The organism is Variovorax sp. S12S4, assembly GCF_023195515.1.
Taxonomy (GTDB): domain Bacteria; phylum Pseudomonadota; class Gammaproteobacteria; order Burkholderiales; family Burkholderiaceae_C; genus Variovorax.
Genome location: NZ_JALPKR020000002.1, coordinates 3,630,748 through 3,654,114, shown reverse-complemented (window position 1 = coordinate 3,654,114; position 23,367 = coordinate 3,630,748). Strand labels below are relative to the sequence as shown.

At 66.2% G+C, this 23,367-nt stretch carries 27 protein-coding genes; 18 read left to right on the top strand and 9 right to left on the bottom strand.

The genetic code is table 11. The annotated features are described in order from the left end of the window. The first annotated feature begins 22 nt into the window (after positions 1–22). The 5 genes from M0765_RS17965 to gnd all read left to right on the top strand — a co-directional run bounded on the left by M0765_RS17965 (position 23) and on the right by gnd (position 3,536). Positions 23–526, top strand: coding sequence for a GNAT family N-acetyltransferase (locus tag M0765_RS17965; RefSeq protein WP_258505149.1), 504 nt, complete (start codon positions 23–25; stop codon positions 524–526). Positions 527–554: 28 nt separating this feature from the next. After that, positions 555–944, top strand: coding sequence for a VOC family protein (locus M0765_RS17960; RefSeq protein WP_258505147.1), 390 nt, complete (start codon positions 555–557; stop codon positions 942–944). Continuing rightward, positions 862–1,407, top strand: a complete 546-nt coding sequence (locus tag M0765_RS17955) for a TfoX/Sxy family protein (RefSeq protein WP_258505145.1) — start codon at positions 862–864, stop codon at positions 1,405–1,407. Before M0765_RS17960 ends, M0765_RS17955 begins: the two co-directional genes overlap by 83 nt. Beyond that, entirely contained in the window at positions 1,404–2,012 is a 609-nt protein-coding gene (locus tag M0765_RS17950) for a 3'-5' exonuclease (protein WP_258505143.1), read from the top strand. Before M0765_RS17955 ends, M0765_RS17950 begins: the two co-directional genes overlap by 4 nt. 105 nt (positions 2,013–2,117) lie before the next feature. Beyond that, the gene (gene gnd / locus M0765_RS17945) at positions 2,118–3,536 is read left to right on the top strand and encodes a decarboxylating NADP(+)-dependent phosphogluconate dehydrogenase (protein ID WP_258505141.1); all 1,419 of its coding nucleotides are present in this window, start codon (positions 2,118–2,120) and stop codon (positions 3,534–3,536) included. A 31-nt stretch (positions 3,537–3,567) separates the two neighbouring features. Here gnd and M0765_RS17940 read toward each other — a convergent pair whose 3' ends face one another. Both M0765_RS17940 and M0765_RS17935 read right to left on the bottom strand, forming a co-directional pair. Next, positions 3,568–4,059, bottom strand: coding sequence for a gluconokinase (locus M0765_RS17940; protein ID WP_258505139.1), 492 nt, complete (start codon positions 4,057–4,059; stop codon positions 3,568–3,570). Positions 4,060–4,197: 138 nt separating this feature from the next. Then, a complete protein-coding gene (locus M0765_RS17935; RefSeq protein WP_258505137.1) occupies positions 4,198–5,292 on the bottom strand; it encodes a PA0069 family radical SAM protein in 1,095 nt (364 codons plus the stop codon). Between the two features lie 118 nt (positions 5,293–5,410). On the opposite strand from M0765_RS17935, the gene M0765_RS17930 reads away from it, so the two are divergent. Genes M0765_RS17930 through M0765_RS17905 form a run of 6 tightly spaced genes read left to right on the top strand, consistent with a single transcriptional unit; the run spans position 5,411 to position 9,550 of the window. Next, entirely contained in the window at positions 5,411–6,013 is a 603-nt protein-coding gene (locus M0765_RS17930; RefSeq protein ID WP_258505135.1) for a GbsR/MarR family transcriptional regulator, read from the top strand. A 55-nt stretch (positions 6,014–6,068) separates the two neighbouring features. Further along, a complete protein-coding gene (locus M0765_RS17925) occupies positions 6,069–6,494 on the top strand; it encodes a thiol-disulfide oxidoreductase DCC family protein (protein ID WP_258505134.1) in 426 nt (141 codons plus the stop codon). Between the two features lie 22 nt (positions 6,495–6,516). After that, positions 6,517–7,476: an SAM-dependent methyltransferase gene (locus M0765_RS17920; protein WP_258505132.1), complete on the top strand. Its 960-nt coding sequence runs from the start codon at positions 6,517–6,519 to the stop codon at positions 7,474–7,476. 56 nt (positions 7,477–7,532) lie between these two features. Beyond that, positions 7,533–8,579 carry an SRPBCC domain-containing protein gene (locus tag M0765_RS17915; protein ID WP_258505130.1) on the top strand — a complete coding sequence of 349 codons (1,047 nt, stop codon included), beginning with the start codon at positions 7,533–7,535 and terminating at the stop codon, positions 8,577–8,579. Continuing rightward, positions 8,576–9,196, top strand: coding sequence for a DUF4166 domain-containing protein (locus M0765_RS17910; protein WP_258505129.1), 621 nt, complete (start codon positions 8,576–8,578; stop codon positions 9,194–9,196). The genes M0765_RS17915 and M0765_RS17910 overlap by 4 nt, the downstream gene beginning before the upstream one ends. A 6-nt stretch (positions 9,197–9,202) precedes the next feature. Then, on the top strand, positions 9,203–9,550 hold the full coding sequence (locus M0765_RS17905; RefSeq protein WP_258505128.1) for a DOPA 4,5-dioxygenase family protein: 348 nt from the start codon (positions 9,203–9,205) through the stop codon (positions 9,548–9,550). Positions 9,551–9,564: 14 nt separating this feature from the next. Here the strand turns inward: M0765_RS17905 and M0765_RS17900 are convergent, their stop codons facing one another. Further along, a complete protein-coding gene (locus tag M0765_RS17900) occupies positions 9,565–10,221 on the bottom strand; it encodes a glutathione S-transferase (RefSeq protein ID WP_258505127.1) in 657 nt (218 codons plus the stop codon). Between the two features lie 101 nt (positions 10,222–10,322). Between M0765_RS17900 and M0765_RS17895 the strand changes: the two genes are divergently transcribed. After that, complete coding sequence (locus M0765_RS17895; protein ID WP_258505125.1) at positions 10,323–11,540, top strand: polyhydroxyalkanoate depolymerase; 1,218 nt, start codon at positions 10,323–10,325, stop codon at positions 11,538–11,540. Between the two features lie 5 nt (positions 11,541–11,545). Here the strand turns inward: M0765_RS17895 and M0765_RS17890 are convergent, their stop codons facing one another. Continuing rightward, a complete protein-coding gene (locus tag M0765_RS17890; protein ID WP_258505123.1) occupies positions 11,546–12,412 on the bottom strand; it encodes a LysR family transcriptional regulator in 867 nt (288 codons plus the stop codon). 182 nt (positions 12,413–12,594) lie between these two features. Between M0765_RS17890 and add the strand changes: the two genes are divergently transcribed. After that, a complete protein-coding gene (gene add / locus M0765_RS17885; protein WP_258505121.1) occupies positions 12,595–13,686 on the top strand; it encodes an adenosine deaminase in 1,092 nt (363 codons plus the stop codon). An 8-nt stretch (positions 13,687–13,694) separates the two neighbouring features. Continuing rightward, the gene (locus M0765_RS17880) at positions 13,695–14,687 is read left to right on the top strand and encodes a Bug family tripartite tricarboxylate transporter substrate binding protein (protein ID WP_258505120.1); all 993 of its coding nucleotides are present in this window, start codon (positions 13,695–13,697) and stop codon (positions 14,685–14,687) included. A 33-nt stretch (positions 14,688–14,720) separates the two neighbouring features. On the opposite strand, the gene M0765_RS17875 is transcribed toward M0765_RS17880, so the two are convergent. Next, on the bottom strand, positions 14,721–15,161 hold the full coding sequence (locus M0765_RS17875; protein WP_126747450.1) for a CBS domain-containing protein: 441 nt from the start codon (positions 15,159–15,161) through the stop codon (positions 14,721–14,723). A 143-nt stretch (positions 15,162–15,304) separates the two neighbouring features. Between M0765_RS17875 and M0765_RS17870 the strand changes: the two genes are divergently transcribed. Further along, positions 15,305–16,615 (top strand): O-acetylhomoserine aminocarboxypropyltransferase, encoded by a 1,311-nt coding sequence (locus M0765_RS17870; RefSeq protein WP_258505118.1) that lies wholly within the window; start codon positions 15,305–15,307, stop codon positions 16,613–16,615. 340 nt (positions 16,616–16,955) lie between these two features. Further along, complete coding sequence (locus M0765_RS17865) at positions 16,956–17,768, top strand: alpha/beta fold hydrolase (protein WP_258505116.1); 813 nt, start codon at positions 16,956–16,958, stop codon at positions 17,766–17,768. Positions 17,769–17,775: 7 nt separating this feature from the next. On the opposite strand, the gene M0765_RS17860 is transcribed toward M0765_RS17865, so the two are convergent. Next, a complete protein-coding gene (locus M0765_RS17860; protein ID WP_258505115.1) occupies positions 17,776–18,765 on the bottom strand; it encodes a Bug family tripartite tricarboxylate transporter substrate binding protein in 990 nt (329 codons plus the stop codon). 20 nt (positions 18,766–18,785) lie between these two features. Beyond that, positions 18,786–20,204 (bottom strand): M20 family metallopeptidase, encoded by a 1,419-nt coding sequence (locus M0765_RS17855; protein ID WP_258505114.1) that lies wholly within the window; start codon positions 20,202–20,204, stop codon positions 18,786–18,788. Between the two features lie 112 nt (positions 20,205–20,316). Between M0765_RS17855 and M0765_RS17850 the strand changes: the two genes are divergently transcribed. Beyond that, positions 20,317–21,261, top strand: coding sequence for a LysR family transcriptional regulator (locus M0765_RS17850; protein WP_258505112.1), 945 nt, complete (start codon positions 20,317–20,319; stop codon positions 21,259–21,261). Between the two features lie 2 nt (positions 21,262–21,263). Here M0765_RS17850 and M0765_RS17845 read toward each other — a convergent pair whose 3' ends face one another. Further along, positions 21,264–21,650 (bottom strand): thioredoxin family protein, encoded by a 387-nt coding sequence (locus M0765_RS17845; protein WP_157613034.1) that lies wholly within the window; start codon positions 21,648–21,650, stop codon positions 21,264–21,266. A 101-nt stretch (positions 21,651–21,751) separates the two neighbouring features. Here M0765_RS17845 and M0765_RS17840 point away from each other — a divergent pair, with 101 nt between their 5' ends. After that, on the top strand, positions 21,752–22,090 hold the full coding sequence (locus M0765_RS17840; RefSeq protein ID WP_126747457.1) for an Mpo1-like protein: 339 nt from the start codon (positions 21,752–21,754) through the stop codon (positions 22,088–22,090). Between the two features lie 6 nt (positions 22,091–22,096). Here M0765_RS17840 and M0765_RS17835 read toward each other — a convergent pair whose 3' ends face one another. Next, the gene (locus M0765_RS17835; protein WP_258505108.1) at positions 22,097–23,308 is read right to left on the bottom strand and encodes a YihY family inner membrane protein; all 1,212 of its coding nucleotides are present in this window, start codon (positions 23,306–23,308) and stop codon (positions 22,097–22,099) included. Positions 23,309–23,367: the final 59 nt, after the last annotated feature.

Sequence of the window (23,367 nt, the reverse complement as noted above, 5' to 3'; positions counted from 1 at the left end):
CGGGCGCCGTATCATGAGTCGCATGTCCGCAGCACAGATTCCCGCGTTCCAATTGCGCTCTCGCGACGGCGCCCCCGAAGAGAGCCTGGTGCTGGCCGGCATCTGGCGCCGGGCCTGGATAGCGGCCAACCGCAGGGCGACCGTGATCGAGCCGATCACGCACTGGCTGCGGCGCGTGCAAACAGAATTCGTACCCCCGGCCGACGTGGTGCTGGCCGAGCGCGAAGGCCAGGTGCTCGCCTTCATGGTGCTGCTTGCCCGGCGCGAATACGTGGCGCAGCTGTTCGTCGAACCGCATCTGCGCAACCAGGGCCTCGGGCAGGCGCTGCTCGACGAAGCCAGCGTGCGTATGCCGCACGGCTGGAAGCTTCATGTCGCCATCAACAACACCGCGGCGCAGCGCTTCTATGAGCGCTACGGCCTCGTGCGCGGCGCAGTCGACCGGCACCCCACCAGCGGACGCGAACGGGTCGCCTACCATTGGTTTCCGCAGGGCACGACACGACAGCCGCGACGTACCGGCTGAGTGCCCTCTTCCTTCGTCTTGTCTTTCCATGCGCATCGATCACATCGCTCTCTGGACCACCGATCTCGAACGCTGCAAGCGCTTCTACGTCGACTACTTCGGCGCCACGGCCGGTGCGGGCTATGTCAACCCGGCCAAGGGTTTTGCATCGTGCTTCCTGAGCCTGGGCGACGGCGCCCGCATCGAGGCCATGACCACCAGTACCCTCTCGCCCCTACCCGCCGAACCCGGCGCGCAGCGCATGGGCTGGACGCACCTGGCCATCAGCGTGGGTTCCGATGCGGCGGTGGACGAGCTCACGCAGCGCCTGAAGGCCGACGGCTACCCGCTGCTCGATGGACCGCGCCGCACCGGCGACGGCTACTACGAAAGCGTGGTCCTCGACCCGGACGGCAACCGCATCGAGATCACCGCATGAGCTGCGGAGCCGCCCCAAAGGCGAGTGCCACGGCGCCAGCGCCATGAGTGAGTTTGTAGAAAGCCTGCACGAGATCTTCGAGCGCCTCGGCCGCATCCAGACGCGCCGCATGTTCGGCGGGCACGGCGTGTGGCACGAAGGGCGGATGATCGCGCTAATTGCCAAGGACACGCTCTACCTGAAGTCCGATGCCGACAGCGCCGAACATTTCGACAAACTGAATCTGCCGCCGTTCACCTACGAGCGCAACGGCAAGACCATGCCGATGTCGTACCGGCAAGCCCCTGCCGATCTCTTCGAGGACCGGCTCGAAGCCGCGCTCTGGGGCCGCCGGGCCTACGAAGCGGCCTTGCGGTCGGGCCAGCCGCCAAAGCAGAAAAAAATCACCGCCGGCAAGTCGGCCGCCAAGAAAACACCAGCAAAGAAAGCCCCAGTGAAGAAAAAGAAAGCAGCCTCCTCGTGAGCGGCGACACCATCGCGTTGCCGCCCCTTCCCGAACGCGAGCAGATCGCCCTGCTGGAAGCCTTCGAAGGCCTCGGCCTCCAGGAGATCGTCGTCGTCACAACGCTGCAAGACGCCGAGCACGCCGCTGCCGCGTTGCTGGCCGCGGGCGTTGCAGGCTTCGACACCGAATCGAAGCCCACCTTCGCCAAGAACGAAGTGTCGGGCGGCCCGCACGTGGTGCAGTTTTCCACCCGCGAGAAGGCCTGGCTGTTCCAGCTGCACCGCACCGAATGCAACCCGGTCGTCGCGGCGCTGCTGGCCTCGACCGAACTCAGGAAGGTCGGCTTCGGGCTTTCGAGCGATCTCACGCTCATACGCAACCGCCTCAATATCGAACCGAAGGCGGTGTTCGACATCGACACCGAGTTTCGCCGCCGCGGCTATCGCAAGTCGGTGGGCGTGAAGACGGCCGTTGCACTCGTGTTCAACCGGCGCTTCGTCAAGTCGCGCAAGGCGACCACGTCGAACTGGGCCAACAAGCAGCTGACCGAAGCGCAGATCCGCTACGCGGCCAACGATGCGTATGCCTCGATCCGCGTGTTCGATGCGCTCTTCGGCGGCTGAGCTGCCGCCCCTGCAACGCGCTCGGCCATAGGCGCGCTCCAGCAGCAGCTCCGCGGCACCCCCGGCACAATGCCGGTCACATCTATCGCACAGGAAAGAAGGGCCATGAGCAACAAAAGCGATTTCGGTTTGATCGGCCTGGCCGTGATGGGCCAGAACCTGGTGCTGAACGTGGAAAGCCGCGGCTTCCAGGTCAGCGTGTACAACCGCACCGAAGCCACCACCGAGGCCTTCGTGGCCGCAAATCCGGGCAAGAAGCTGGTCGGCGCGAAGACGCTGGAGGAGTTCGTTCAGAGCCTTGCCAAGCCGCGCAAGATCCAGATCATGGTGAAGGCGGGCGCGCCGGTCGACCAGGTCATCGAGCAGCTGATTCCGCTGCTCGACAAGGACGACATCGTCATCGACGGCGGCAACAGCCTCTACACCGATACCGAACGCCGCGATGCGTACCTCTCGGCCAAGGGCCTGCGCTTCATCGGTGCGGGCGTGTCGGGCGGCGAGGAAGGCGCGCGCAAGGGCCCCTCGATCATGCCGGGCGGGCCGCTTTCCACGTGGGAGGTGATGAAGCCGATCTTCGAGAGCATTGCAGCCAAGGTCGACGGCGAGCCTTGCGTGATTCACATCGGCCCGGGCGGCGCGGGCCACTACGTGAAGATGGTGCACAACGGCATCGAGTACGGCGACATGCAGCTGATCTGCGAGGCCTACAGCCTGTTCAAGGCCGCCGGCTTCACCACCGACGAGATGGCGGCGGTCTTCAACGAATGGAACGACGGCGAGCTGCAGAGCTACCTGATCCAGATCACCGCCAAGGCACTCGAACAGAAAGACCCGGAAACGGGCAAGCCGATCGTCGACGTGATTCTCGACAAGGCGGGCCAGAAGGGCACGGGCCAATGGACGCTCATCAACGCGGCCGAGAACGCGGTGGTCATCAGCACCATCAACGCGGCCGTTGAAGCACGCGTGCTGTCTTCGCAAAAGAAGCAGCGCGTGGCCGCAAGCAAGCTGCTGCAGGGGCCGAAGGCCGCGCTCTCGCTCGAGAAGAAGGCGCTCGTTGCCAAGGTGCACGACGCGCTCTATGCCTCGAAGGTCATCAGCTACACCCAAGGCTTCGACCTCATCAAGACGATGGGCGAAAAGAAGGAGTGGAAGCTCGACCTCGGCCGCATCGCGGCAATCTGGCGCGGCGGCTGCATCATTCGCGCGCGCTTCCTGAATCGCATCACCGACGCCTACCGCACCGATCCTGGTTTGGGCAACCTGATGCTCGACCCGTTCTTCAAGGACCTGCTCAACCGCACGCAGCAGAACTGGCGCGACGTGGTGGCGCTGGCGGTGAGCAACGGCATTCCGGTGCCGGCGTTCAGCGCGTCGCTCGCCTATTACGACAGCTATCGCACCGAGCGCCTATCGGCAAACCTGCTGCAGGCACAGCGCGACTTTTTTGGCGCGCACACGTATGAGCGGGTCGACAAGCCCGCGGGCGAGTTCTTCCATACCAACTGGCCTGAAGTGATCTAACGCGGGCGCGCCGCGCAGAGGGGCTTGCGCCCTACCCCTGCGCAGCTTCAGGGATTTCGCGCTTCACCTGCGCCACCAGTTCCGTCAGCGGTGCGGTCGCGTCGACAGCGACGACGCCGGCCTCGCCCACCGGCGATTCGAGCGTGGCGAACTGGTTGGCCACGAGGCTGGCCGGGAACATGTGCTCGCCCGCACCCGCACGCGCGGCCACGCGCCGCTCGGCCTCGTCGCGTTCGATGGCCATGAACACGAACCGCAGGTCCGGCACGGCCGCACGCAGCTGCTCGCGGTAGGCGCGCTTGAGCGCAGAGCAAGTCAGCACCGCGCCCTGCGGCTTGTCGGCAAGCGCACGGCCCAGCGTGGCAAGCCAGCCGGCGCGGTCGGCATCGGTCAAGGGGATGCCATGGCGCATTTTTTCGACGTTCGACGCAGGGTGGTGGTCGTCCCCTTCGATCAGCGGCAGCGCAAAGGCGGTCGCAAGCGCCGCCCCCAGGCTCGATTTGCCGCAGCCTGAAACTCCCATCACCACTATCCATGTCCCGTTCATGCGTACCTTTGCAGCCAAGGCCGGACGGCCGATGCCGCCGGTGGGTTGAATCTACCGCTTATTTTGAAGCGGATTTGATGCGATGCCCGGCTGCAGGCCGCACGGGACCAGCCCTCAGAAAAGACGGCCCTGCCCCGCCGCACCCGGCGGCCGAAAGGCGCCCAGGTCGAGCGGAATGCGTTCGCGGTTGAAGCCGATGCGGTTTGCCGCCTTCTCGAAGCGCTGGCGGATCAGGTCGGCCCAGAGGCCGGTGCCCTTCATGCGCGTGGCAAAGTCGGCGTCGTAGTCCTTGCCGCCGCGCATTTCGTGGATGCGTGCCATGATGCGGTCCGCCCGCTGCGGGTAGTGCAACGCCAGCCACTCCTTGAAGAGCGGCGCCACCTCCCACGGCAGCCGTATCACCGTGTAGAAGGCGCTGCGCGCACCGGCCTCCCAGGCCGCTTCGAGCACCTGCTCCATGTCTTCGTTGACGAACGGAATCTGCGGCGCCACGCTCACCCCCACCGGCACGCCCGCCTCGGCCAGGGTGCGAATGGTGCGCAGCCGCCGATGCGGCGCGGCGGCACGCGGCTCGAGCTTGCGGGCCAGCTCGCCGTCGAGCGTGGTGACGGTCACGTATACCGCGGCCAGGTGCTGGGCGGCCATGGGCGCGATCAGATCGAGGTCGCGCTCCACCGCGCTCGACTTGGTGACCAGCGCAAAGGGGTGCCGTGTTTCTTGCAGCAGCTCGATGATCGAACGGGTGAGCCGCAGTTCGCGCTCGATGGGCTGATAGCAATCGGTGGCGGTGCCGATGGCGACATGGCTCGGCTTGTAGCTTTTTCGGCCGAGTTCAGCACGCAGCACCTCGACGATGTTTCGCTTGGCAATGAGCTTGGTTTCGAAGTCGAGCCCCGGCGAGAGGTTGAGGTAACTGTGGGTGGGCCGTGCAAAGCAATAGATGCAGCCGTGCTCGCAGCCCCGATACGGGTTGAGCGAACGATCGAACGAGACGTCGGGCGATTCGTTCTGGTTGAGCACCGACTTCACGTCTTCGAAGCGCACCTCTGTCGCCAGCGGCAGCAGGCCTTCGGCTTCGGCCGCGCCCTCTTCGAGCGTGCCCCAGCCGTCGTCGAACGCATTGCGCTCATCACGCGAAAAGCGATGTGCCAAGTGCGTGGCCGCGCCCCGGCCTTTGATGATGTGGATGGGAATGTGGGCAGCTGGCATGTGGCGCACCTTTCTTTTAACTACTGTTTATACATACAGTATTCCAAACCAGCGGCATGTGCAAATGAATTTGCATTTCTCTATTGACGGAAATTTCTAAAATCCTAGACTTCGAGGCATGGAACTCACCGACATCCAACGCAAGTTCGTCCTCCACTGGGGCGAGATGGGCTCCATGTGGGGTGTCAACCGCACGGTTTCGCAAATTCATGCGCTGCTGTTTGCGCACGGCAAGCCGATGCATGCCGAAGAGCTCTCCGACACCTTGGGCGTGGCCCGCTCCAACGTGAGCAACAGCCTGAAGGAACTGCAGGCCTGGAACCTGGTGCGGGTCACGCACATCCTCGGCGACCGCCGCGATTACTTCGAAACCAGCGTCGACGTGTGGGAGCTGTTTCGCACCGTGGTGCGCGAGCGCAAGGAACGCGAGTTCGATCCCACCATCCGCGTGCTGCGCGAAATCGTCTCGAGCCCCGACTTCCAGAAGGAGCCTGCCGATGCGCAAGACCGCATTCGCTCCACCATGGACCTGATGAGCAAGCTCGCCACGTGGGCCGACGAAATGCTGCGGCTCTCGCCCGGCACGCTCGACAAGGTGCTGACGCTGGGCGCCAGCGTGCAGAAGTTCGTTCGCGGCGATGCAGCTCCGGCGGCGCCCACGGCACCGAAGAAAAACGACGATGACCCGGATGCCCATCACGCCAGCCTGCCGATGATCTGAGCTTCTCTTTTTTGCCCAATCATTTCTGTTTTGACAGAAATAACGAAACAAAACCATGCACCCTGCTGTCACCTACCCCCTCACCGTCTACTACGACGCCACCTGCGCCCTCTGCGCGGCCGAGATGAACGGCATGAAGGCGCGCGATGCCGCCGGGCGTCTGCAACTGGTCGATTGCTCGCCGCCGGGCTTCAGCGAAGGGCCGGCGCCGCGCGAGGCGCTGATGACGGCGATTCACGCGGTAGACGCCACCGGGCAGGTGTTCGAGGGCGTCCCCGCCATTCGGGCCTGCCGCGATGCCGTCGGGCTGCCGAGCGGCAGCTTCCTGCTCGACCTGCCGCTCGTCGCGCCGCTGGCCGACCGCGCCTATGCGGTGCTTGCGCGCAACCGCTACCGGCTGCCGCGCTGGCTGGTCACCCTGCTGGCCGGAAAGGCCGCCCGCTCGTCGGCCACATGTGCCGGCGGCAATTGCCGAATCTGAAAAGAAAAAAAAGGAGCTTTTTGTGCCCAATGTTTTCCAGCCCGATTTCCGTGCGGCGCAGACGCCTGAAGCTCCGCTGTCCAACCCGGCCATCACACGCGCGGACACGCAGGACTACTTCACCGAGGTGGCCGACGACTACCGCGCATGGAGCCCCAGCTACAACATGCACTTCGGCTTCTGGCGGCTCGGGCTCAATCCGCTGCGGCGCGAAGGCATGCTCGTTGAGATGAACCGCGCGGTCGGCCGCGCACTGAAGCTCGACGAGCCCGATGCTCCAGATTCGAAGCAGGAAGCCGCGCAACCCCGCCGCTGCGTGATCGACCTGGGCTGCGGCGCCGGCGCCACCGCGCGCACGCTGGTGAGCGAAGACCCGTCGCTGTATGCCGTCACCGTCACGAACGTGGCGGTGCAGAACAGCATCGCCGCCCGGCTCGACGCCCGGGCCGGCGTGGCCGATCGCATGGCGCACATCGAGGCTGACTACACGCGCACCGGCCTGCCGGCGGCGCAAGCCGACGGCGCATGGGCGGTGGAGAGCGCCTGTTACGCCAGCGGCACGGCCAAGGCCGATTTCGTGCGCGAGGCGGCACGCCTGCTGAAGCCCGGCGCTCGGCTGGCGGTGGTCGACGGCTTTCTGCTGCGGCGCCAGCCCGGCCGAATAGCCGGCTGGCTCCATCGCCTGTGGGCCGACAGCTGGGCCGTGCCCACGCTGGCCGTGAAGGAAGACTTTGTGGCCGCGCTGCGCGACAACGGGTTCGAAGACGTCAAAGTGCAGTCGCTGCGCTGGCGCGTCGCGCCCAGCGCGCTGCACATTCCGGCGCTGGCCACGCGCTTTGCGCTGGCCGAACTCTGGAAGGCGCGCGGCAAGCTCAGCCCCTGGCGCCGCAAGCACATCGTCGCGAGCTACTGCGCCCTGGTGCTGGGCGTTTTCTGGCGCGACTTCGACTACTGCATGGTGACCGCCAGGCGCAGCGGCTGACAACAAGCGCCACCGAAACAACAAGACAGCAAACACAACGAGGAGAAGAAACCTTCATGAGCACCGAACCCGAAGAAGCCACACCGCGCGAGTTGCCGCCCACCGCGACCAGCGCCGCAGAAATGCAGGAGCCGCCAATACGCCGCATGCCCTTCGCATGGTTCTGGCCACTGCTGGTGGGCGCCGCGGCCGCCTTCGTGCTGCGCATCGCCTTCAGCGGATTGCCGGGCCAGCGCTTCTCGGCCATGCTGGGCTCCTTCATTTACCTTGCGCCCGCGGTGTGCGGTGCCGTCACGGTCTATATGGCCGAGCGAATCGAGCGGCGCGGCTGGGGCTACTACATCTGGGCGCCCTGGGTCGCCACCGCGCTGTTCGTGGTCGGAACGCTGCTGGTCTACATCGAGGGAATGATCTGCGCCATCGTGATCGTGCCGATGTTCGCCTTCATGGGCAGCCTTGGCGGGCTGGCCATGGGGCTGGTCTGCCGCGTTACCAACTGGCCCAAGCCGGCGCTCTACAGCTTTGCGGTGCTGCCGCTGCTGCTCGGCGCCATCGAGCCGCAGTTGCCCAACCCGGAGCTGATCTCGAAAACGTCGCGCACGGTCTTCATCGCCGCACCCGCGGAACGCGTGTGGCATGAGCTCAACGATGTGCGCGACATTCGCCCCACCGAAGTCGGCGATGCGTGGGCCTACCGCATCGGCGTGCCCATGCCGGTGGCGGCCGTCACCGAGCAAACGCCCGAAGGCCGCGTGCGCAAGGTGCAATGGCAGAAGAACGTGCACTTCGACGAGGTCGTTACCGACTGGCAGCCGCTGAAGCGCGTGGAATGGCGCTATCGTTTTTCTCCCGATTCTTTTCCGGCCGGTGCGCTGGACGACCACGTGCTCATCGGCGGCCACTATTTCGACCTGCGCGACTCGGCCTACACCCTCACCCCGCGCGAGGGCGGCACGGAGCTTCGCATCGACGTTTCGTGGCGCGTAAGCACGCGCTTCAACTGGTACGCCGACCGCGTGGCGCACTTTCTCCTCGGCGATTTTTCCGAGCACATCCTGCGCTTCTACAAGGTGCGCAGCGAAGCAGCCGCGGCGGCCGCATGAACGACAGCCGGCCCGTCTTCCAGCAAGTGCTCGGCCCCGCCTGGGAGCGGCTGGGCGGCGTGATCCGCCGCCACTACACCATGGCGCCGTTTTCGAATGCCCACGTGTGCGTGCGCGGCACCATGGACGAAGTGCACCACGCACCCTGGGCAAGGCTGCTCTTGCCCTTCGGCCGCCTGTTCGGCGCACTCGTTCCCTACACCGGCACCGGCGTGCCGATCGATGTGCACTACCGCTGTCGGCCGGACGACGCCCTCTTGTATTGGGACCGTGTCTTCCGCTTCGAAGGCCGCGCGCCGTTCCACTTTCGTTCGCACATGGCCCATGTGGCAGAGCGCGGCAACGAGGTGATCGAATACGTGCGCTTCGGCATCGGCATGCGCCTGGCCGTGAGCGCGGAAGAAGGCGCGCTGGTGTTTCGCGACAAAGGCTACATCTGGCGCCTTGGCAAGTTGCGCTTGCCGCTGCCGCTGGGCCTGCTGCTGGGCACGGCCTACGTCGAGGAGCGGCCCGATCCGGCCGATGCCGACGGCTTCACCATGAAGATGGTGCTGCGCCACCGCTGGTTCGGCGACGTATTCCGCTACAGCGGGCGCTTCAGGTTAGGGCCACAATGAGCCGCTATGCCGCGCCGCCCTGAAAACCTCTATCCGCAATACCACGCCCACGTCTACTTCGGCCCCGACACGGTCGCACAGGCAAGGCAGCTGTGCGAGCGCGCGGGCCGCGAGCTGATGGTGGTGGTCGGCCGGGTGCACGAGCGGCTGGTCGGGCCGCATCCGCACTGGAGCTGCCAACTGGCATTCGACGCGGCCGAGTTCGACCAGGTGATCGAGTGGCTGGAAGCCAACCGCAATGGCCTCGACATTTTTGTGCACGGCGTCACGGGCGACGACCTGGCCGACCACACGGCGCATGCCATGTGGCTCGGCGAAGAAAGCACGCTCGACTTGCGGATGTTCCGGCACTAGGCGGCCGGCTCTGCTCAGAACTCCGCGTCCAACTCGTCGATTTCCTCGGGTTCCTGCTTCGCGGCTGTCACCCACTCCTGCATGGCGGGCAAGTCCATCACGCGCTTGCAATAAGAGGCGCAAACGGAGTCCAGCGGCACGTCGTAACTCAGAAAGCGCGTGACCACCGGCGCGTACATGGCGTCGGCCATGCCGGGCTGCTTGCCGAACAGGAAGGGGCCGCCATAGGTCTTCAGGCACTCGCGCCAGATGGCGACGATGCGGTCGATATCGGCTTGCGCACGCGACCAGATCTTGAAGCCCGGAAAGCGCGCCTTGATGTTCATCGGCAAGGCGCCGCGCATCGAAGCAAAGCCGGAATGCATTTCGCCGCAGATCGCGCGGCAATGGGCGCGGGCCTGGATGTCGGCCGGCAGCAGCCCGGCCTTGGGCTTGATCTCGTTCAGGTATTCGCCGATGGCCAGCGTGTCCCACACCTTCACGCTGCCGTGCTGCAGCGAGGGCACCAGCATCGACGACGAAAGCAGCAGCATCTCGGCCTTCATGGCCGGATCGTCGGGCGGGATGATCTTTTCGCTGAAGTCCAGCCCGGCCAGCCTGCACATCAGCCAGCCGCGCAGCGCCCAGGCGCCGTAGTTCTTGCTGCTGATGGTGAGAACGGGTTTGGCCATCGTGGGTCTCCTTGGCGGGTCTGCCTTGCTGCCGGGTTGGCTCCCATGGCCGTGCAAGGCCTGTGCCACCGCTTGGCCCGCAACTTGCCTGTACTACTTATATGTTGTACCGGGCCTACCAGAACCAAGCCGACCTGCTCTCGCCCTCCCGGCTCGCAGCCCAGTACCTCGGCCAGGCACTTTGGAAGGACGGCACCGAGCGCACCATGGTGCGGCGCATGGCCGCGCAGTTCGAAGTGTTTTCGCGCATGCGGCTCACCCATTCGCGGCCCGACTACGCCATTCACAGCGTGGTGGTGGACGGCGTGGAAACCGGCGTGCACGAAGAGAGAACACTGGTCTCGCCCTTCGGCACGCTGCTGCACTTCCGCAAGGACTCAAAGGCCGTGCACCCGCCCGTGCTGCTGGTTGCACCACTGTCGGGCCACTTCGCGACACTGCTGCGCGAAACCGTGCGCACCCTGCTGCGCGACCACGACGTGTACCTGACCGACTGGCACAACGCGCGCGACGTGCCGCTGTGGCATGGCGGCTTCAGCCTGGACGACTACACGCTGCAGCTCATCCAGTTTCTCGAGGCCGTCGGCCCGGGCGTGCACATGGTCGCGGTCTGCCAGCCCTGCGTGGCCGCGCTGGCCGCCACCGCGCTCATGGCCGAAGACGACAACCCCGCCACGCCGCGCAGCCTGACGCTCATGGCCGGCCCTGTCGATTGCCGCATCAACCCCACCGGCGTGAACAAGCTCGCCACCAGCAAGCCCATCGAGTGGTTCCGCCGCAACCTCATCAGCCACGTGCCGTGGCCGCATGCCGGCATGATGCGGCGCGTGTACCCGGGCTTCCTGCAGCTTTCGGCCTTCATGAGCATGAACCCCGAGCGCCACAAGAAGCAGTTCGAAGACATGGCCAAGCATCTTGTCGAGGGCGAGATCGAGAAGGCGCGCACCATTGCCGCCTTCTACGAGGAATACCTGGCGGTGAACGACCTGCCGGCCGAGTTCTACCTGGAGACGGTGGAACGCGTGTTCCAGACTTACGACCTGCCGCGCGGCGTACTCACCGTGGGCGACCGCACGGTGAACCCGGCCGCCATCCGCCGCACCGCGCTGCTCACCGTGGAAGGCGAGCGCGACGACATCTGCGCGGTCGGCCAGACGGTGGCGGCGCAAGACCTGTGCACCGGCATCCGGCCCTACCTGAAGGCGCACCACCTGCAGGCCGGCGTGGGGCACTATGGCGTTTTCAGCGGCAGCAAGTGGAATGCGCAGATCTATCCGCGCGTGCGCGAAACCATTCACGCTGCGGCTGAGCTGCACTAGATCAATCAGCGTTCAGCGCCGGCTTCGACCCCCTTCCCAGCCACGCGCCGTACCGCGGCTTCGCCGGCCTGGGGGAGCCGCTCGCGCAGAAACGCAATCAGCTCTTGCGCCGCCACGTTGCGCATCGGCCCCGGCAGGTAGGCCAGCACCACCCGCCGCTCGATGCGCGGCTTCGACAACGGGACCACCACCAGTTCAGGATCGCGCAGCGACGAGGTGTAGAGCCGCGGCATCAGCCCCAGCGCCTGGCCGCTTCGCACCAGCGCATACAGCGTTTCGGAATAGCTGACGCGGTAGGGCTCGGGCCCCTGCTCGAACTGCGCGCGGGCAGGGTTGCCGAGCGCCGGCATGCTGCCGCTCTCGAACAGCACCACCCGTTCCTTGCCGATGGCCTCCCAGCTCGCGTCATCGGCCGCGGCCAATGCGTGGTCGCGCCGCACCACCAGCACCAGCGGGTCGCGGAACAGGTCGACGCAGGTCAGGCCGCCTGGTGGCTCCGTGATGGCGGCAACCGTCATGTCGAGCTGGCCGCTGCGGAGTTCGGCCAGCAAGACCGTCGACGGTGCGTCTCGCCAGGCAATTTCGACCTCGCGCCGTCCGGTTTCGAGAAATTCACTCGCCGCGGCCGTGACGCGCCCGCTCGCCGAAGGAATCACCCCCACGCGCACGAAAGCCCGCCCGCGCTGCACCGTGCTCTCGATATCGCGCAGCGCCACATCGAACGCATTGACCAAAAAGTCGGTGCGCGCCAGCACCTCGGCGCCCACCGACGTGAGCTCCAGCCGGTGGGTGGAACGGGTCAGCAGCTCGGCGCCGAGCAGTTTTTCCATCTGCTTGATGGCATTGCTCAGCGCGGGCTGCGTAATGGCCAACCGGCGCGCCGCGCGGCGAAGTGCCCTTCTTCCACCAGTACCGAGAAGAACTGAAGCTGGCGCAGCGTGAGCGCCCGAAGCGGCGAAGAGGCCATGGAGTTGGGTAGGCGATTGATTCAATGAATCAAATTATAGAAATTCAAAATTTTGCTTATGAGGCGCCGCTCCCTAGACTGCCCGGCATGACCCGCCTCGATCTGCCGCCCCTCACGCTGGAATCCATGCTGCATGCGATGCCCAAGGTGGAGCTGCATTGCCACCTGTTCGGCACGGTGCGCCACGAGACCTTCAAGCAACTGAACCATCGCGCCGGTTCGCCGCTGGCGGCCGATGAAATCGAAGGCTTCTATACGCGCGGAGAAAAGCCCGTCGGCGTGCTGCGTGTGCTGCGAGCACTCGACGCGCAGCTGGTGCGCAGCCCCGGCGACCTGTACCAGCTGACACTCGAATACCTGGAGGACGCCGCGGCCCACAACGTGCGCTACGCCGAGTTCTTCTGGAACCCGACAGGCACCGTGCACGGCTCCGGCATTCCGTATCCGATGGCGCAGTGCGCGATCGTGCGCGCCATCCAGGACGCGCAGCAGGAGTTCGGCATCACGGGCCGCCTCATCGCCGCCATCGACCGCGAGGCCAGCCCGGAGGCCGCCGTCGAGATGGTGGAGTGGGTCAAGGCGTACCGCTGCGACGAGGTGATCGGCATCGGCATCGACTACCGCGAGATCGACCGGCCGCCCGAGCTTTTCGCGGAGGCGTATGCCGAAGCGCGGCGCGCGGGGCTCAAGGCCACGGCGCACGCGGGTGAGTTCGGCATGCCCTGGACCAACGTGCGCACCGCGCTCGACACGCTGCATGTCGACCGCATCGACCACGGCTACACGGTGGTCGATCAACCTGACTTCGCACGCGAGTGCGCCGAGCGCGGCGTGATCTTTACCGTGGTGCCCACCAATTCCTATTACCTGCGCACCCTGCCGCCGGAGCGCTGGGCTCTCGACCATCCCATCCGCCGCATGCCCGGCCTGGGCCTGCGCATCCATCCCAACACCGACGACCCGACGCTGCACAAAGTCACGCCCACCGAGGCCTGGCTGATGATGGTGCGCGACCTCGGCTTCGGCCTGGACGACCTGCGCGGCTTCATGCACAACGGGCTCGACGGCGCATGGATCGACGACACCCAGCGCCGCGCATGGCGCACGCAATGGAGCCAGGAATTCGACGCGCTGCGCGCCCGCCTCGCACAAGAACCGCAATCCGCCCACCCGCAATGAGCCAAGCCATGACCCAACCCTTCAGCATGCCCCGCCGCACTCTTCTTGCCGCCGCCCTTTGCTCGATGCTGCCCGCCGCGGCACTCGCACAGGCCGCCTGGCCCGCCGCCAAGCCGATCACGCTGATCGTTCCCTACACGGCGGGCGGCAGCGTGGACGTCAACGCCCGCCTCGTTGCCACCCGGCTGGCCGAGCGGCTGAAGCAGTCGGTCGTCATCGACAACGTCAGTGGAGCGGGCGGCGCCATCGGCGTGGCCAAGGCCGTGAATGCGGCGCCCGACGGCTATACGCTGGTGGTCGGGCCCAACAGCGCCATTGCCATCGGCCGGCTGGTCAACCCCTCGGCCTTCAAGTTCGATCCGCTCAAGGATCTTGCGCCGGTGGGCATGCTCAACACCGCGCCGATGGTGCTGGTGGCACGCCCCGGCCTGGAGGCGCAGACCTATGCCGACTTCGTGAAGCTCGCCAAGGCCAAGCCCGGCGGCTACAACTACGCCACCTCGGGCGTGGGCACGGTGCTGCAGCTGGCCATGGAACTCTTGAAGCAGCGCAGCGGCATCTTCGTGACCCACGTGCCCTACCGCGGCGGCGCGCAGATTGCCACCGACGTGATCGGCAACCAGGTCGACCTGGCGATGCTGGTCAGCACCAGCGCCATTCCGCATGTGAACGGCAACCGTCTGAAGGCGCTGGGCATTACCAGCGGCCAGCGCTTGGCGGCCCTGCCCAACGTGCCCACCTTCAACGAGATGCCCGGTCTCAAGGGCTACGACATGGTGAGCTGGACCGGCATCTTCGCGCCCGCCAAGACCCCGCCCGCCGTGGTGGCGCGCCTCAACCAGGAGCTGAACGCAGTGCTGGCCGAGGAACAGGTGCGTGCCAAGCTCAACGAGCAAGGCGCCCTGCCCGGCAGCGGCACGCCGGAGCAGTTCGGGCAGTTTGTGCAGGCCGAGTACGCCCGCAATCAGAAGATCGTGCAGACGGCCAATATCAAGGAATAAGCCAGCCGGGCCGCGTGGCTGTCGCCGCCGTGGCTACTGCTCTTCAGGCCAGTCGCGGATGTAGGCCTTGAGCATCTTGTTTTCGAAATTCTGGCTGTCCACCACGGCCTTGGCCACGTCGTAGAAGCTGATCACGCCCATCAGCATGCGCTTGTCCATCACGGGCATGTAGCGCGCGTGGCGCTCCAGCATGATGCGGCGGATTTCGTCGAGCTCGGTTTCGAGGGTGCACGTGACGGGCGCGTCATCCATGGCCTTGCGCACGAGCGTGCCGCCCACCTGGCCACCGTTGTCGACCAGGGCCACGATCACTTCCCTGAAGGTGAGCATGCCGACCAGGTCGCCGTGTTCCATGACCACCAGGGAGCCGATGTCCTTTTCCGCCATGGTCTTGACCGCTTCGGCCAGCAGGTCGTCAGGCGTGATGGTGAAGAGCGTGTTGCCCTTGACGCGAAGGATGTCGCTGACTTTCATCGTGTGCTCCTCTCGGAAATCGTTCTCGGCGGCGGTGCCGAATTGAATATAGCCCACAATCGGCGCCGACTCCCACGCCCATGATGCGCGCGCATGATTAGCAGACGTAACGGGGCATTGCGAACGAACCCAGAAAGGTGCTCATGCCCGGCTATTCCGACCCCGGATTCGATACTTTGGCGCTGCACGCCGGCGCCGCACCCGACCCCGCCACCGGCGCGCGGGCGGTGCCGATCCATCTCACCACTTCTTTTGTCTTCGAGTCGAGCGACCATGCGGCCGCGCTCTTCAACCTGGAGCGCGCGGGCCATGTGTACTCGCGCATCAGCAACCCGACCAATGCGGTGCTCGAGCAGCGCGTTTCGGCGCTCGAAGGCGGCATCGGCGCCATTGCCACCGCCAGCGGGCAGGCTGCGCTGCACCTCTCGATCGCCACGCTCATGGGCGCGGGCTCGCACATCGTGGCCAGCACCGCGCTCTATGGTGGCTCGCAGAACCTGCTGCACTACACGATGCGGCGCTTCGGCATCGAAACCACCTTCGTGAAACCCGGCGACCTGGACAGCTGGCGCGCCGCGGTGCGCCCCGAAACCAAGCTCTTCTTCGGCGAAACCGTGGGCAACCCCGGGCTCGACGTGCTCGACATTCCGGCGGTGAGCGACATTGCCCACGAAGCCGGTGTGCCGCTGCTGGTCGACTCCACGCTCACCTCGCCCTACCTCATCAAGCCCTTCGACTGGGGCGCCGACCTTGTCTACCACTCGGCTACCAAGTTCCTCTCGGGCCATGGCACCGTGATTGGCGGCGTGGTGGTCGACGGCGGCAGTTTCGACTGGGAAAAGTCGGGCAAATTTGCGGAGCTGACCCAGGCCTACGACGGCTTTCACAACATGGTCTTCAGCGAGGAGAGCACGGTCGGTGCATTCCTGCTGCGCGCGCGGCGCGAAGGCCTGCGCGACTTCGGCGCCTCCATGAGCCCGCACACCGCCTGGCTGATCTTGCAGGGCATCGAAACCCTGCCGCTGCGCATGGAGCGCCACATCGACAACACGCAAAAGGTGGTCGAATTTCTCGCAAGCCACCCCTTCGTGTCGCGCGTGGGCCATCCGCTGATCGAATCGCACCCGAGCCACGCGCTGGCGCAAAAGCTGTTGCGCCACGGCGCACGCGGTGCGGGCGCGGTGTTCAGCTTCGACATCAAGGGCAGCCGCGCGCAGGGCAAGGCATTCATCGAGGCGCTCAAGCTCTTCAGCCACCTGGCGAATGTGGGCGATTGCCGCAGCCTGGTGATCCACCCGGCCAGCACCACGCACTTCCGCATGACCGATGAGGCGCTGGCGGGTGCGGGCATTTCGCAGGGGACGATCCGGCTTTCGATCGGTCTTGAAGATCCGGCGGACCTGATCGACGACCTGAAGCGGGCGCTGAAGGCTGCGGAAAAGGCAGGGGGTTGAGGATGCTTTGTGTTCGTGTTCGGTGCTCTTGGGTTCGTTCATTCGGGGCGCGCACCCGCCGACGGGGTACCTTGCTCCGCGAATGTCCCCCGGCCTGCGGCCTCCTCCTTTATTTCGCTGCGCAAGGCACCACATCGACGTGCGCGTTATGAGCAGTGGTCGTTGATCGGCCGCACACCAACAGCGTGCCCCAGTGCACAGGGCATCGGGTGCTCCGCGCAGCGAAATAAAGGAGGAGCCGAAGGCGGGGGACATTCGCGGAGGGGAGTACCCGGTGGCCTTTGCACGCGCCCTGAACAAGGCCGCGCACAACTCCAAACGCAACGGTAAAGCAACCGACATGAACTACACCGTCAACAGCCACACCACTTATTGCTACACAGGCGGCAAAGCCTTCGATGCAAACAAGCCCACCGTGGTGTTCATCCACGGCGTGCTCAACGACCACAGCGTGTGGATCCTGCAAAGCCGCTGGTTCGCCAACCACGGCTGGAACGTGCTCGCGCTCGACCTGCCCGGCCATTGCAAGAGCGAGGGGCCGCCACCCGCCAGCGTGGAAGAGGCCGCGCAGTTCGTCATTGCGCTGCTCGACGCCGCCGGCGTGCAAAAGGCTGCGCTGGTAGGCCACAGCTTCGGCTCGCTCATTGCGCTGGAGGCCGCCTCACGCGCGCCCGAGCGCGTTACGCATCTTGCGCTGGTGGGCACCGCTTACCCGATGACCGTGTCGCCCGCACTGCTCGACGGCGCCCTCAACGATCCGCAGCGTGCCATCACCATGGTGAACAACTTCTCGCATTCGCTGCTTGCGCCGCCGCCCTCCTCGCTCGGCCCCGGCACGTGGCTCTACGGCAGCTCGCGCGCGCTGATGCGCCGCGTGCTCGCGAGCAACCGCAGCGCCAACGTGTTCCACATCGGGTTCAAGGCCTGCAACGACTACGCCAACGGCGAACAAGCCATCGAAGCCGTGCAATGCCCCGTGCTCTTCCTGCTTGGCGATGCCGACCAGATGACGCCGCCGCGCGCCACCAAGGCACTCGCCTCCAAGGCGAAGCAGGGCAAGGTCGTCACGGTGCATGCGGGACACTCGCTGATGAGCGAGGCGCCCGACGAAGTGCTGTTTGCGCTGCGCGACTTCGTCGGCACGCCCGCCTGAGCCAACGTTATTCGGGCGCAATGCCTGCGCGATGGGCCAGCGCGCGATAGCGCGAGATCTCGCCCTCCATCTGGCTGCGGAACGCCGCCGCGCCGATTGCCACCGGCTCCATGCCTTGCGTGCGAAGCTGCGCCTGCAAGGCCGGGCTGCTCATGGTTGCGGTGACCGCCCGCGCCAGCTTGTCGAGCACCGGTGCCGGCGTGCGGGCCGGCGCGGCAAAGCCGTACCAGGCGTCGAAGGTCGCGTCTGGCAGCCCCTGTTCGGCCAGGGTGCGCACCTCGGGCAGCATGCTGGAGCGCGTCGCGCCCACGTTGCCCAGCGCACGCAGCTTGCCCGAGCGCACATGCGGCGCCACGGCGGCCACGGTGTCGATGCCGATCTCGATCTCGCCGCCGATCACCGCCATCGAGCCTTGGCTGCTGCCCTTGTACGGAATGTCCTGCAGCTGAATGCCCGCGGCCAACGCGAGAAGTTCGCCCGCCAGGTGCGGCCCCGAGCCGGCGCCGAAGGTTGCGTAGCGAATGCTCTTCGGCTTGGCCTTGGCGGCGGCAATGAGCTCGGGCAGCGAGCGCCATGGCGTTCCGGCCCCCACCACCAGCACCAGCGGCGTGCGCGCGACGATGGCAATGGGCGCGAGATCGCGCGCCGGATCGTAGGGCAGCTTGGCGCGAAGCGCGGGGTTCACGCTGTAGCTGGTGGAGCCCGAGAGCAGCAGCGTGTACCCGTCCGGCGCGGCCTTGGCGACCGCATCGGTGCCGATGATGGTGGAGGCGCCGGGCTTGTTGTCGATGACCACGGGCTGGCCGAGCCGCTCCGACAAGCCCTGCCCCATCGCCCGCGCGACGATGTCGGTGCCGCCACCCGGTGGAAAAGGTACGACCAGCTTCACGGGCCTGTCGGGCCAGGCGTCCTGCGCGAGCGCGGGCGCATGCAGGGCGATGAAGGCCGAAGCACAGGCCAGCAGGCTTCGAAGGGTATGGGAGAGAGCAGTTTTCATCGTTCGTCCAAGAAGAAAAATCAGGAGGCGGCGTGCTGTTTTTTCTCGGCCGCCCACGGCGCGAGCCCCGGTTCGCCCAGGTCCCAATACAGGCCCGCCATGATCTGCAGGCCCTCCCGCGCGAGTGGCGCCAGCAGGTGTTCGTTGGGCGCATGCTGCGCACAAGCCGGATAGGAATGCGGCACCCACAGCGTGGGCAAGCCCAGGAGGTCGGCAAAGACGTCGTTGGGCAACGAGCCCGCGAGGTTGGGCAGCAGGTCGATGCGCTGGCCGCTGCTTTGCTCGATGGAGCGCCGGGCCCAGTCGACCCAGGGGTTCTCCACGTCGAGCCGCGTGGCCGCGCCCTCGAGCGTGACCTGCACGTCGACGTTGCCGAAGCCGTGCGTGTCGAGATGTGCGCGCACGATGTTCGCCAAGTCTCGCCACGGCGTTCCGACCACGAAACGCAATTGGCAATGCGCGACCGCCTCGGAGGGGATCGCGTTCACCGGCCGCTGGGGCGATCCGGCGCCGAGTGCGAGCACCTCGATGGTGTTCCACGCTACGAGCCGCTCCGCGGGGCTTAGACCGGGCTCGCCCCAGCCTTCGTCCAGCGTGGGGTCGTCAGCACCGCCTCCGATGCCAATATTGGCCAGCGCCTGGCGCACGCCCTGCGGAATTTCCGGCGGGCGCAGGACATCGACCAGGATGCGACCGCGCGCATCCACCAGCGAGGCTACCGCGTGGCTCAGCACCGTGGCCGGGTTGGCGAGCACGCCGCCCCAGTTGCCCGAGTGGTAACCCCGCGCCCGTGCACGCAGCCGCAGGCTGAAATTGACGGCGCCGCGCGAGCCAAGAAAAAGCGTGGGCCGCTCGGCGCTCACGCGCGGCCCGTCGCTGGCAATGAACAGGTCGGCGCGCAGTTTGTCGCGCTGCTGCTCGCACACCGCATGCAGGCCCGGTGACGCGGCCTCTTCGCCTGTTTCGATAAGCCAGGTGACGTTGTAGCCCAGGCGCCCGCCCCGCGCACGCAGCGCGGCGGCCAGCCCGCCGAGCGCAATGGTGTGCTGGCCCTTGTTGTCGGCCGTGCCGCGCCCGTACCAGCGGTCGCCGCGCACGGTGAGCGCCCAGGGCCCGAGGCCTTCGTCCCAATGCGCGTCCTGCCCGCTCACCACGTCGCCGTGGCCGTAGCTCAGCACGGTGGGCAATGCGGGGTCTTCGATGCGCCGCGCAATCAGGAACGGCCCGCCGCCGGGCACCGGGTTCTCGACGATCTCGCACTCGAAGCCCAGCGCAATCAGCGGCGGCACCAGTTCCTCCCGCAGGTAGGCACCGAGCGCGGGCGTGGCAGCGCCGGTGTCGCTTTCGGTGCGAAAGGCGATGCGCCGCTGCAGATCGGCAAAGAAGCTGCCGTCGTCGAAATAGGCGGCGGCCGCGGCAAGGCTTTCGGTACGTTGCATGAAGAGTTTTCCTGTGTCCGTGGGGTGCAGCAAGTACAAGGCCTGGAGAGCGATGCTTCCAGCATCGTTTTGGCAAGCTACCATTGCCTTCAAGGCAAGGCTTCGATCCCTCATGACACCACCGCTTCTCAGCATTCCGATGCGCCATTTCCTGGAAGTGGCGCGCAGCGGCTCCGTGAGCCAGGCCGCGGCGCGGCTGTTCGTGGCCTCGTCGGCGGTCAGCCGCCAGATCGCCAAGCTCGAGGACAGCCTGGGCACGCCCCTGTTCGAGCGCCACGCCAGGGGCATGGCACTCACCGCAGCGGGTGAGCGGCTCGCGGCGCATTTGCGCAATGCGCAACTCGACATCGAACAGGTCTTCGAACAGGTGCGCGACCTCGGCGGCCGCAGCGCGCACCGCATTCGCACCGCTTGTACCGAAGGGTTCGCAGCGCACTTCATGCCGCAGCTCATGCGCAGCTTCGAGTCGGCGCACCCGGGCACGCAACTCGAACTGCATGTGGGCTCGCCCGATGGTGTGAGCGCGCTGCTTGCCCGCGGAGAGGCCGACATCGCTTTGAAGTACGTCGTGGCGCCGGAGCCCGGATTGAAGATCGAGCACTCGGCCAACGCACCCGTGTTCGCGGTGCTGCGCCCGGACCATCCGCTGGCGCGGCAGCGCGTGGTGTCGGTTGCAGATGCCGTGCGCTACCCGCTGGCCGTGGGCGACAAGGGCGTCACCGCACGGCAGCTGTTCGACCAGGCGTGCAGCCTGCAGGGCCTGCAGTACCGCGCGATCTTCATCAGCAACTTTTCTTCGGTGCTGCTGCCGCTATTGCGCACACCGGACGTGATGCTCTCCGGGCACCTGACAGTGACGCACCTCATCGACGCGGGCGAGGTGGTGGCGCGCCCGTTTGCCGAGGCGCCGCTGCAGCAGCGTCAATTGCAGGTACTGGCGCTCGAAGGCCGAACGCTCACACCGCTGGCGCAAGAATTCGTGCGGCACATGGTGAATGCCATTGCCGGCGCGGGCCGGCGCAAGCTGGGGCGCGCGCGTTCCGGCGCGCCGGGGTAAGGTCAGACCGCGAATTCAGCCGGCCGCTTCTCGAGCACGGCCAGCAGCAGGTCGACATCCAGGCTGGAAGGCTGCGGCGCCTGCAGCGCGCCGAGCATGCGCGAGAGCGTTTCGGCGTGCGGCAGCAGCGGGCCCAGGAAGCGGGTGCCCTCGGCACCGGCGATCAGCAACGTCGGAAAGGTTTCCACGTCGAACGCATCGGCAATCTCGGCGTGGTCTTCGATGTCGACCCACGCAAAGCGGAATTGCGGATGCGCCCGCGCCACCTGCTCCAGCAGCGGACGGTAGTCGCGGCAGGTGCCGCACCATTCAGCGCACAGGCACACGACCCATGGCGCGGCGCCGGCCGGCTCGGCGGATTCGGGGGCGGCGGCGGGAAGAGCGCTCAAAGCTGATGCTGTGAAAGTGTGAATACAAAGCCGCAGTGGTGCGGCCGGAAGGTCGTGGCTATTATGAACAAAGCGCCTTTGGCGCCCAGGAGACTCGCACGATGAACACCACGACTGCCCCGGAATCTGCTGTCGATCCGCGACGTTTCAAGAGCTTTGCGGAGTTCTACCCGTTCTACCTGACCGAGCACGCCAACCGCACCTGCCGGCGCCTGCACTTCGTGGGCTCGACCATTTCACTGGTGTGCCTGGTGGCCCTGGTGGTCACGCTCGATCCGCTCTGGCTGCTGGCTGGGCTGGTGGCGGGCTATGGCTTTGCCTGGATCGGGCATTTCGGCTTCGAGAAGAACCGGCCCGCCTCGTTCAAGCGCCCGCTCTATTCGTTCATGGGCGACTGGGCGATGTACCGCGACATCTGGCTGGGCAGGGTCAAGATCTGACCGCTACTAAATAAGGAGCACGTCGCCCAGACGCAGCGATCGCAGCGGCCCCTTTTGCCACAGGTCTTCGAGTGGCTCGGCGCGCGGCATCAGCAGCTCCCTGAGCAGCGGTTCGATCGGCGTGGACGGATCGGCCAGCAGCACGTAGCGCGGGTCTTCGTTCGGCGTTTCTTCGGCGAGCGGCGCAATCCAGTCGAGCACCACCAGGGTTTCGAGCACCGGCACCAGCTGCAGCGTGTCCACCCGCATGCGCGTGACGAGCTCGGTCGCGCCCATGCCCTTGGCCGGCGTGGCGCGCGCACGCGCCAGGTGCTGCAGCACCTCCATGGCCAGCTGCAGCGGCCACCCTGCCCGGCCGCCGCGGCGTGCCACGCCGGTCAGCAGGCTCGGCAGATACGCGGCAATGACCGCGCCCAGCAGCACGATCACCCATGCCACGTAGATCCACACCAGCAGGATCGGCACCGTGGCAAAGGCGCCGTAGAGCACCGAATAGGTCGGCACCAGGCTCAGGTAGTAGCCCAGCACGCGCTTGGCAATCTCGATGGCCGCGGCCACGAAGATGCCGCCGGCCCACGCATGCGACCAGCGCACATTGGTGTTGGGCACGTAGTGGTAGAGCGACGCCATGCCCGCCGCCAGCAGCACGAATTCGAAGGTGTCGAAGAACAGCTTCAGGATGCTTCCGCCCACCACGTCGCGCGACGCGGCAAACACATAAGAAGTGGTCGACAGGCTCACCGCAAGGATGAGCGGGCCGAGCGTGATGGCGGCCCAGTAGATGAGCACGCGCTGGGCAAGAGGCCGCGGCGAGCGCACCCGCCAGATGTTGTTGAGCGTCTTGTCAATGGTGAGAATCAGAGCAATGGCGGTGATCAGCAGCACCACCAGGCCCGCAATCCCCAAGCCGCCGGCCTTGCTGGAGAACTGGTTCAGGTAGCCCAGCACCTGGCGCGCAATGTTGTCCGGAATCAGGCTTTCGATGAACCAGCGCTGCAGCCGCCCCTGCAGCTTGGCGAACATCGGAAACACCGTGAAGAGCGCAAGCGCCACGGTGAAGAACGGCACCATCGCAATGGTGGTGGTGAAGGTGAGGCTGCTGGCAGTCAACCCCAGGCGGTCTTCGCGAAAACGCTCGCCCAGCACCGCCGCGGTGTTGCCCCACGGAAAACGCGAAAGATCCCTCCACAGCTGACGACGATTCATGGCCGGTATCATAAGAACCCGATCCCTCTCCTCGTCTTCGCACACTCCGTGTCGCCAGTTCCGCGGTGTTC

What these genes read in the sequence shown, in the direction of transcription:
- M0765_RS17855 (WP_258505114.1), bottom strand. Translation starts at nt 20,204, where the DNA reads ATGCAACGTACCGAAAGCCTTGCCGCGGCCGCCGCCTATTTCGACGAC.
- M0765_RS17835 (WP_258505108.1), bottom strand. Translation starts at nt 23,308, where the DNA reads ATGATACCGGCCATGAATCGTCGTCAGCTGTGGAGGGATCTTTCGCGT.
- M0765_RS17960 (WP_258505147.1), top strand. Translation starts at nt 555, where the DNA reads ATGCGCATCGATCACATCGCTCTCTGGACCACCGATCTCGAACGCTGC.
- M0765_RS17940 (WP_258505139.1), bottom strand. Translation starts at nt 4,059, where the DNA reads ATGGGAGTTTCAGGCTGCGGCAAATCGAGCCTGGGGGCGGCGCTTGCG.
- M0765_RS17895 (WP_258505125.1), top strand. Translation starts at nt 10,323, where the DNA reads ATGTTGTACCGGGCCTACCAGAACCAAGCCGACCTGCTCTCGCCCTCC.
- M0765_RS17930 (WP_258505135.1), top strand. Translation starts at nt 5,411, where the DNA reads ATGGAACTCACCGACATCCAACGCAAGTTCGTCCTCCACTGGGGCGAG.
- M0765_RS17965 (WP_258505149.1), top strand. Translation starts at nt 23, where the DNA reads ATGTCCGCAGCACAGATTCCCGCGTTCCAATTGCGCTCTCGCGACGGC.
- M0765_RS17905 (WP_258505128.1), top strand. Translation starts at nt 9,203, where the DNA reads ATGCCGCGCCGCCCTGAAAACCTCTATCCGCAATACCACGCCCACGTC.
- M0765_RS17915 (WP_258505130.1), top strand. Translation starts at nt 7,533, where the DNA reads ATGAGCACCGAACCCGAAGAAGCCACACCGCGCGAGTTGCCGCCCACC.
- M0765_RS17955 (WP_258505145.1), top strand. Translation starts at nt 862, where the DNA reads ATGGACCGCGCCGCACCGGCGACGGCTACTACGAAAGCGTGGTCCTCG.
- M0765_RS17865 (WP_258505116.1), top strand. Translation starts at nt 16,956, where the DNA reads ATGAACTACACCGTCAACAGCCACACCACTTATTGCTACACAGGCGGC.
- M0765_RS17935 (WP_258505137.1), bottom strand. Translation starts at nt 5,292, where the DNA reads ATGCCAGCTGCCCACATTCCCATCCACATCATCAAAGGCCGGGGCGCG.
- gnd (WP_258505141.1), top strand. Translation starts at nt 2,118, where the DNA reads ATGAGCAACAAAAGCGATTTCGGTTTGATCGGCCTGGCCGTGATGGGC.
- add (WP_258505121.1), top strand. Translation starts at nt 12,595, where the DNA reads ATGACCCGCCTCGATCTGCCGCCCCTCACGCTGGAATCCATGCTGCAT.
- M0765_RS17860 (WP_258505115.1), bottom strand. Translation starts at nt 18,765, where the DNA reads ATGAAAACTGCTCTCTCCCATACCCTTCGAAGCCTGCTGGCCTGTGCT.
- M0765_RS17925 (WP_258505134.1), top strand. Translation starts at nt 6,069, where the DNA reads ATGCACCCTGCTGTCACCTACCCCCTCACCGTCTACTACGACGCCACC.
- M0765_RS17870 (WP_258505118.1), top strand. Translation starts at nt 15,305, where the DNA reads ATGCCCGGCTATTCCGACCCCGGATTCGATACTTTGGCGCTGCACGCC.
- M0765_RS17850 (WP_258505112.1), top strand. Translation starts at nt 20,317, where the DNA reads ATGACACCACCGCTTCTCAGCATTCCGATGCGCCATTTCCTGGAAGTG.
- M0765_RS17910 (WP_258505129.1), top strand. Translation starts at nt 8,576, where the DNA reads ATGAACGACAGCCGGCCCGTCTTCCAGCAAGTGCTCGGCCCCGCCTGG.
- M0765_RS17840 (WP_126747457.1), top strand. Translation starts at nt 21,752, where the DNA reads ATGAACACCACGACTGCCCCGGAATCTGCTGTCGATCCGCGACGTTTC.
- M0765_RS17900 (WP_258505127.1), bottom strand. Translation starts at nt 10,221, where the DNA reads ATGGCCAAACCCGTTCTCACCATCAGCAGCAAGAACTACGGCGCCTGG.
- M0765_RS17875 (WP_126747450.1), bottom strand. Translation starts at nt 15,161, where the DNA reads ATGAAAGTCAGCGACATCCTTCGCGTCAAGGGCAACACGCTCTTCACC.
- M0765_RS17880 (WP_258505120.1), top strand. Translation starts at nt 13,695, where the DNA reads ATGACCCAACCCTTCAGCATGCCCCGCCGCACTCTTCTTGCCGCCGCC.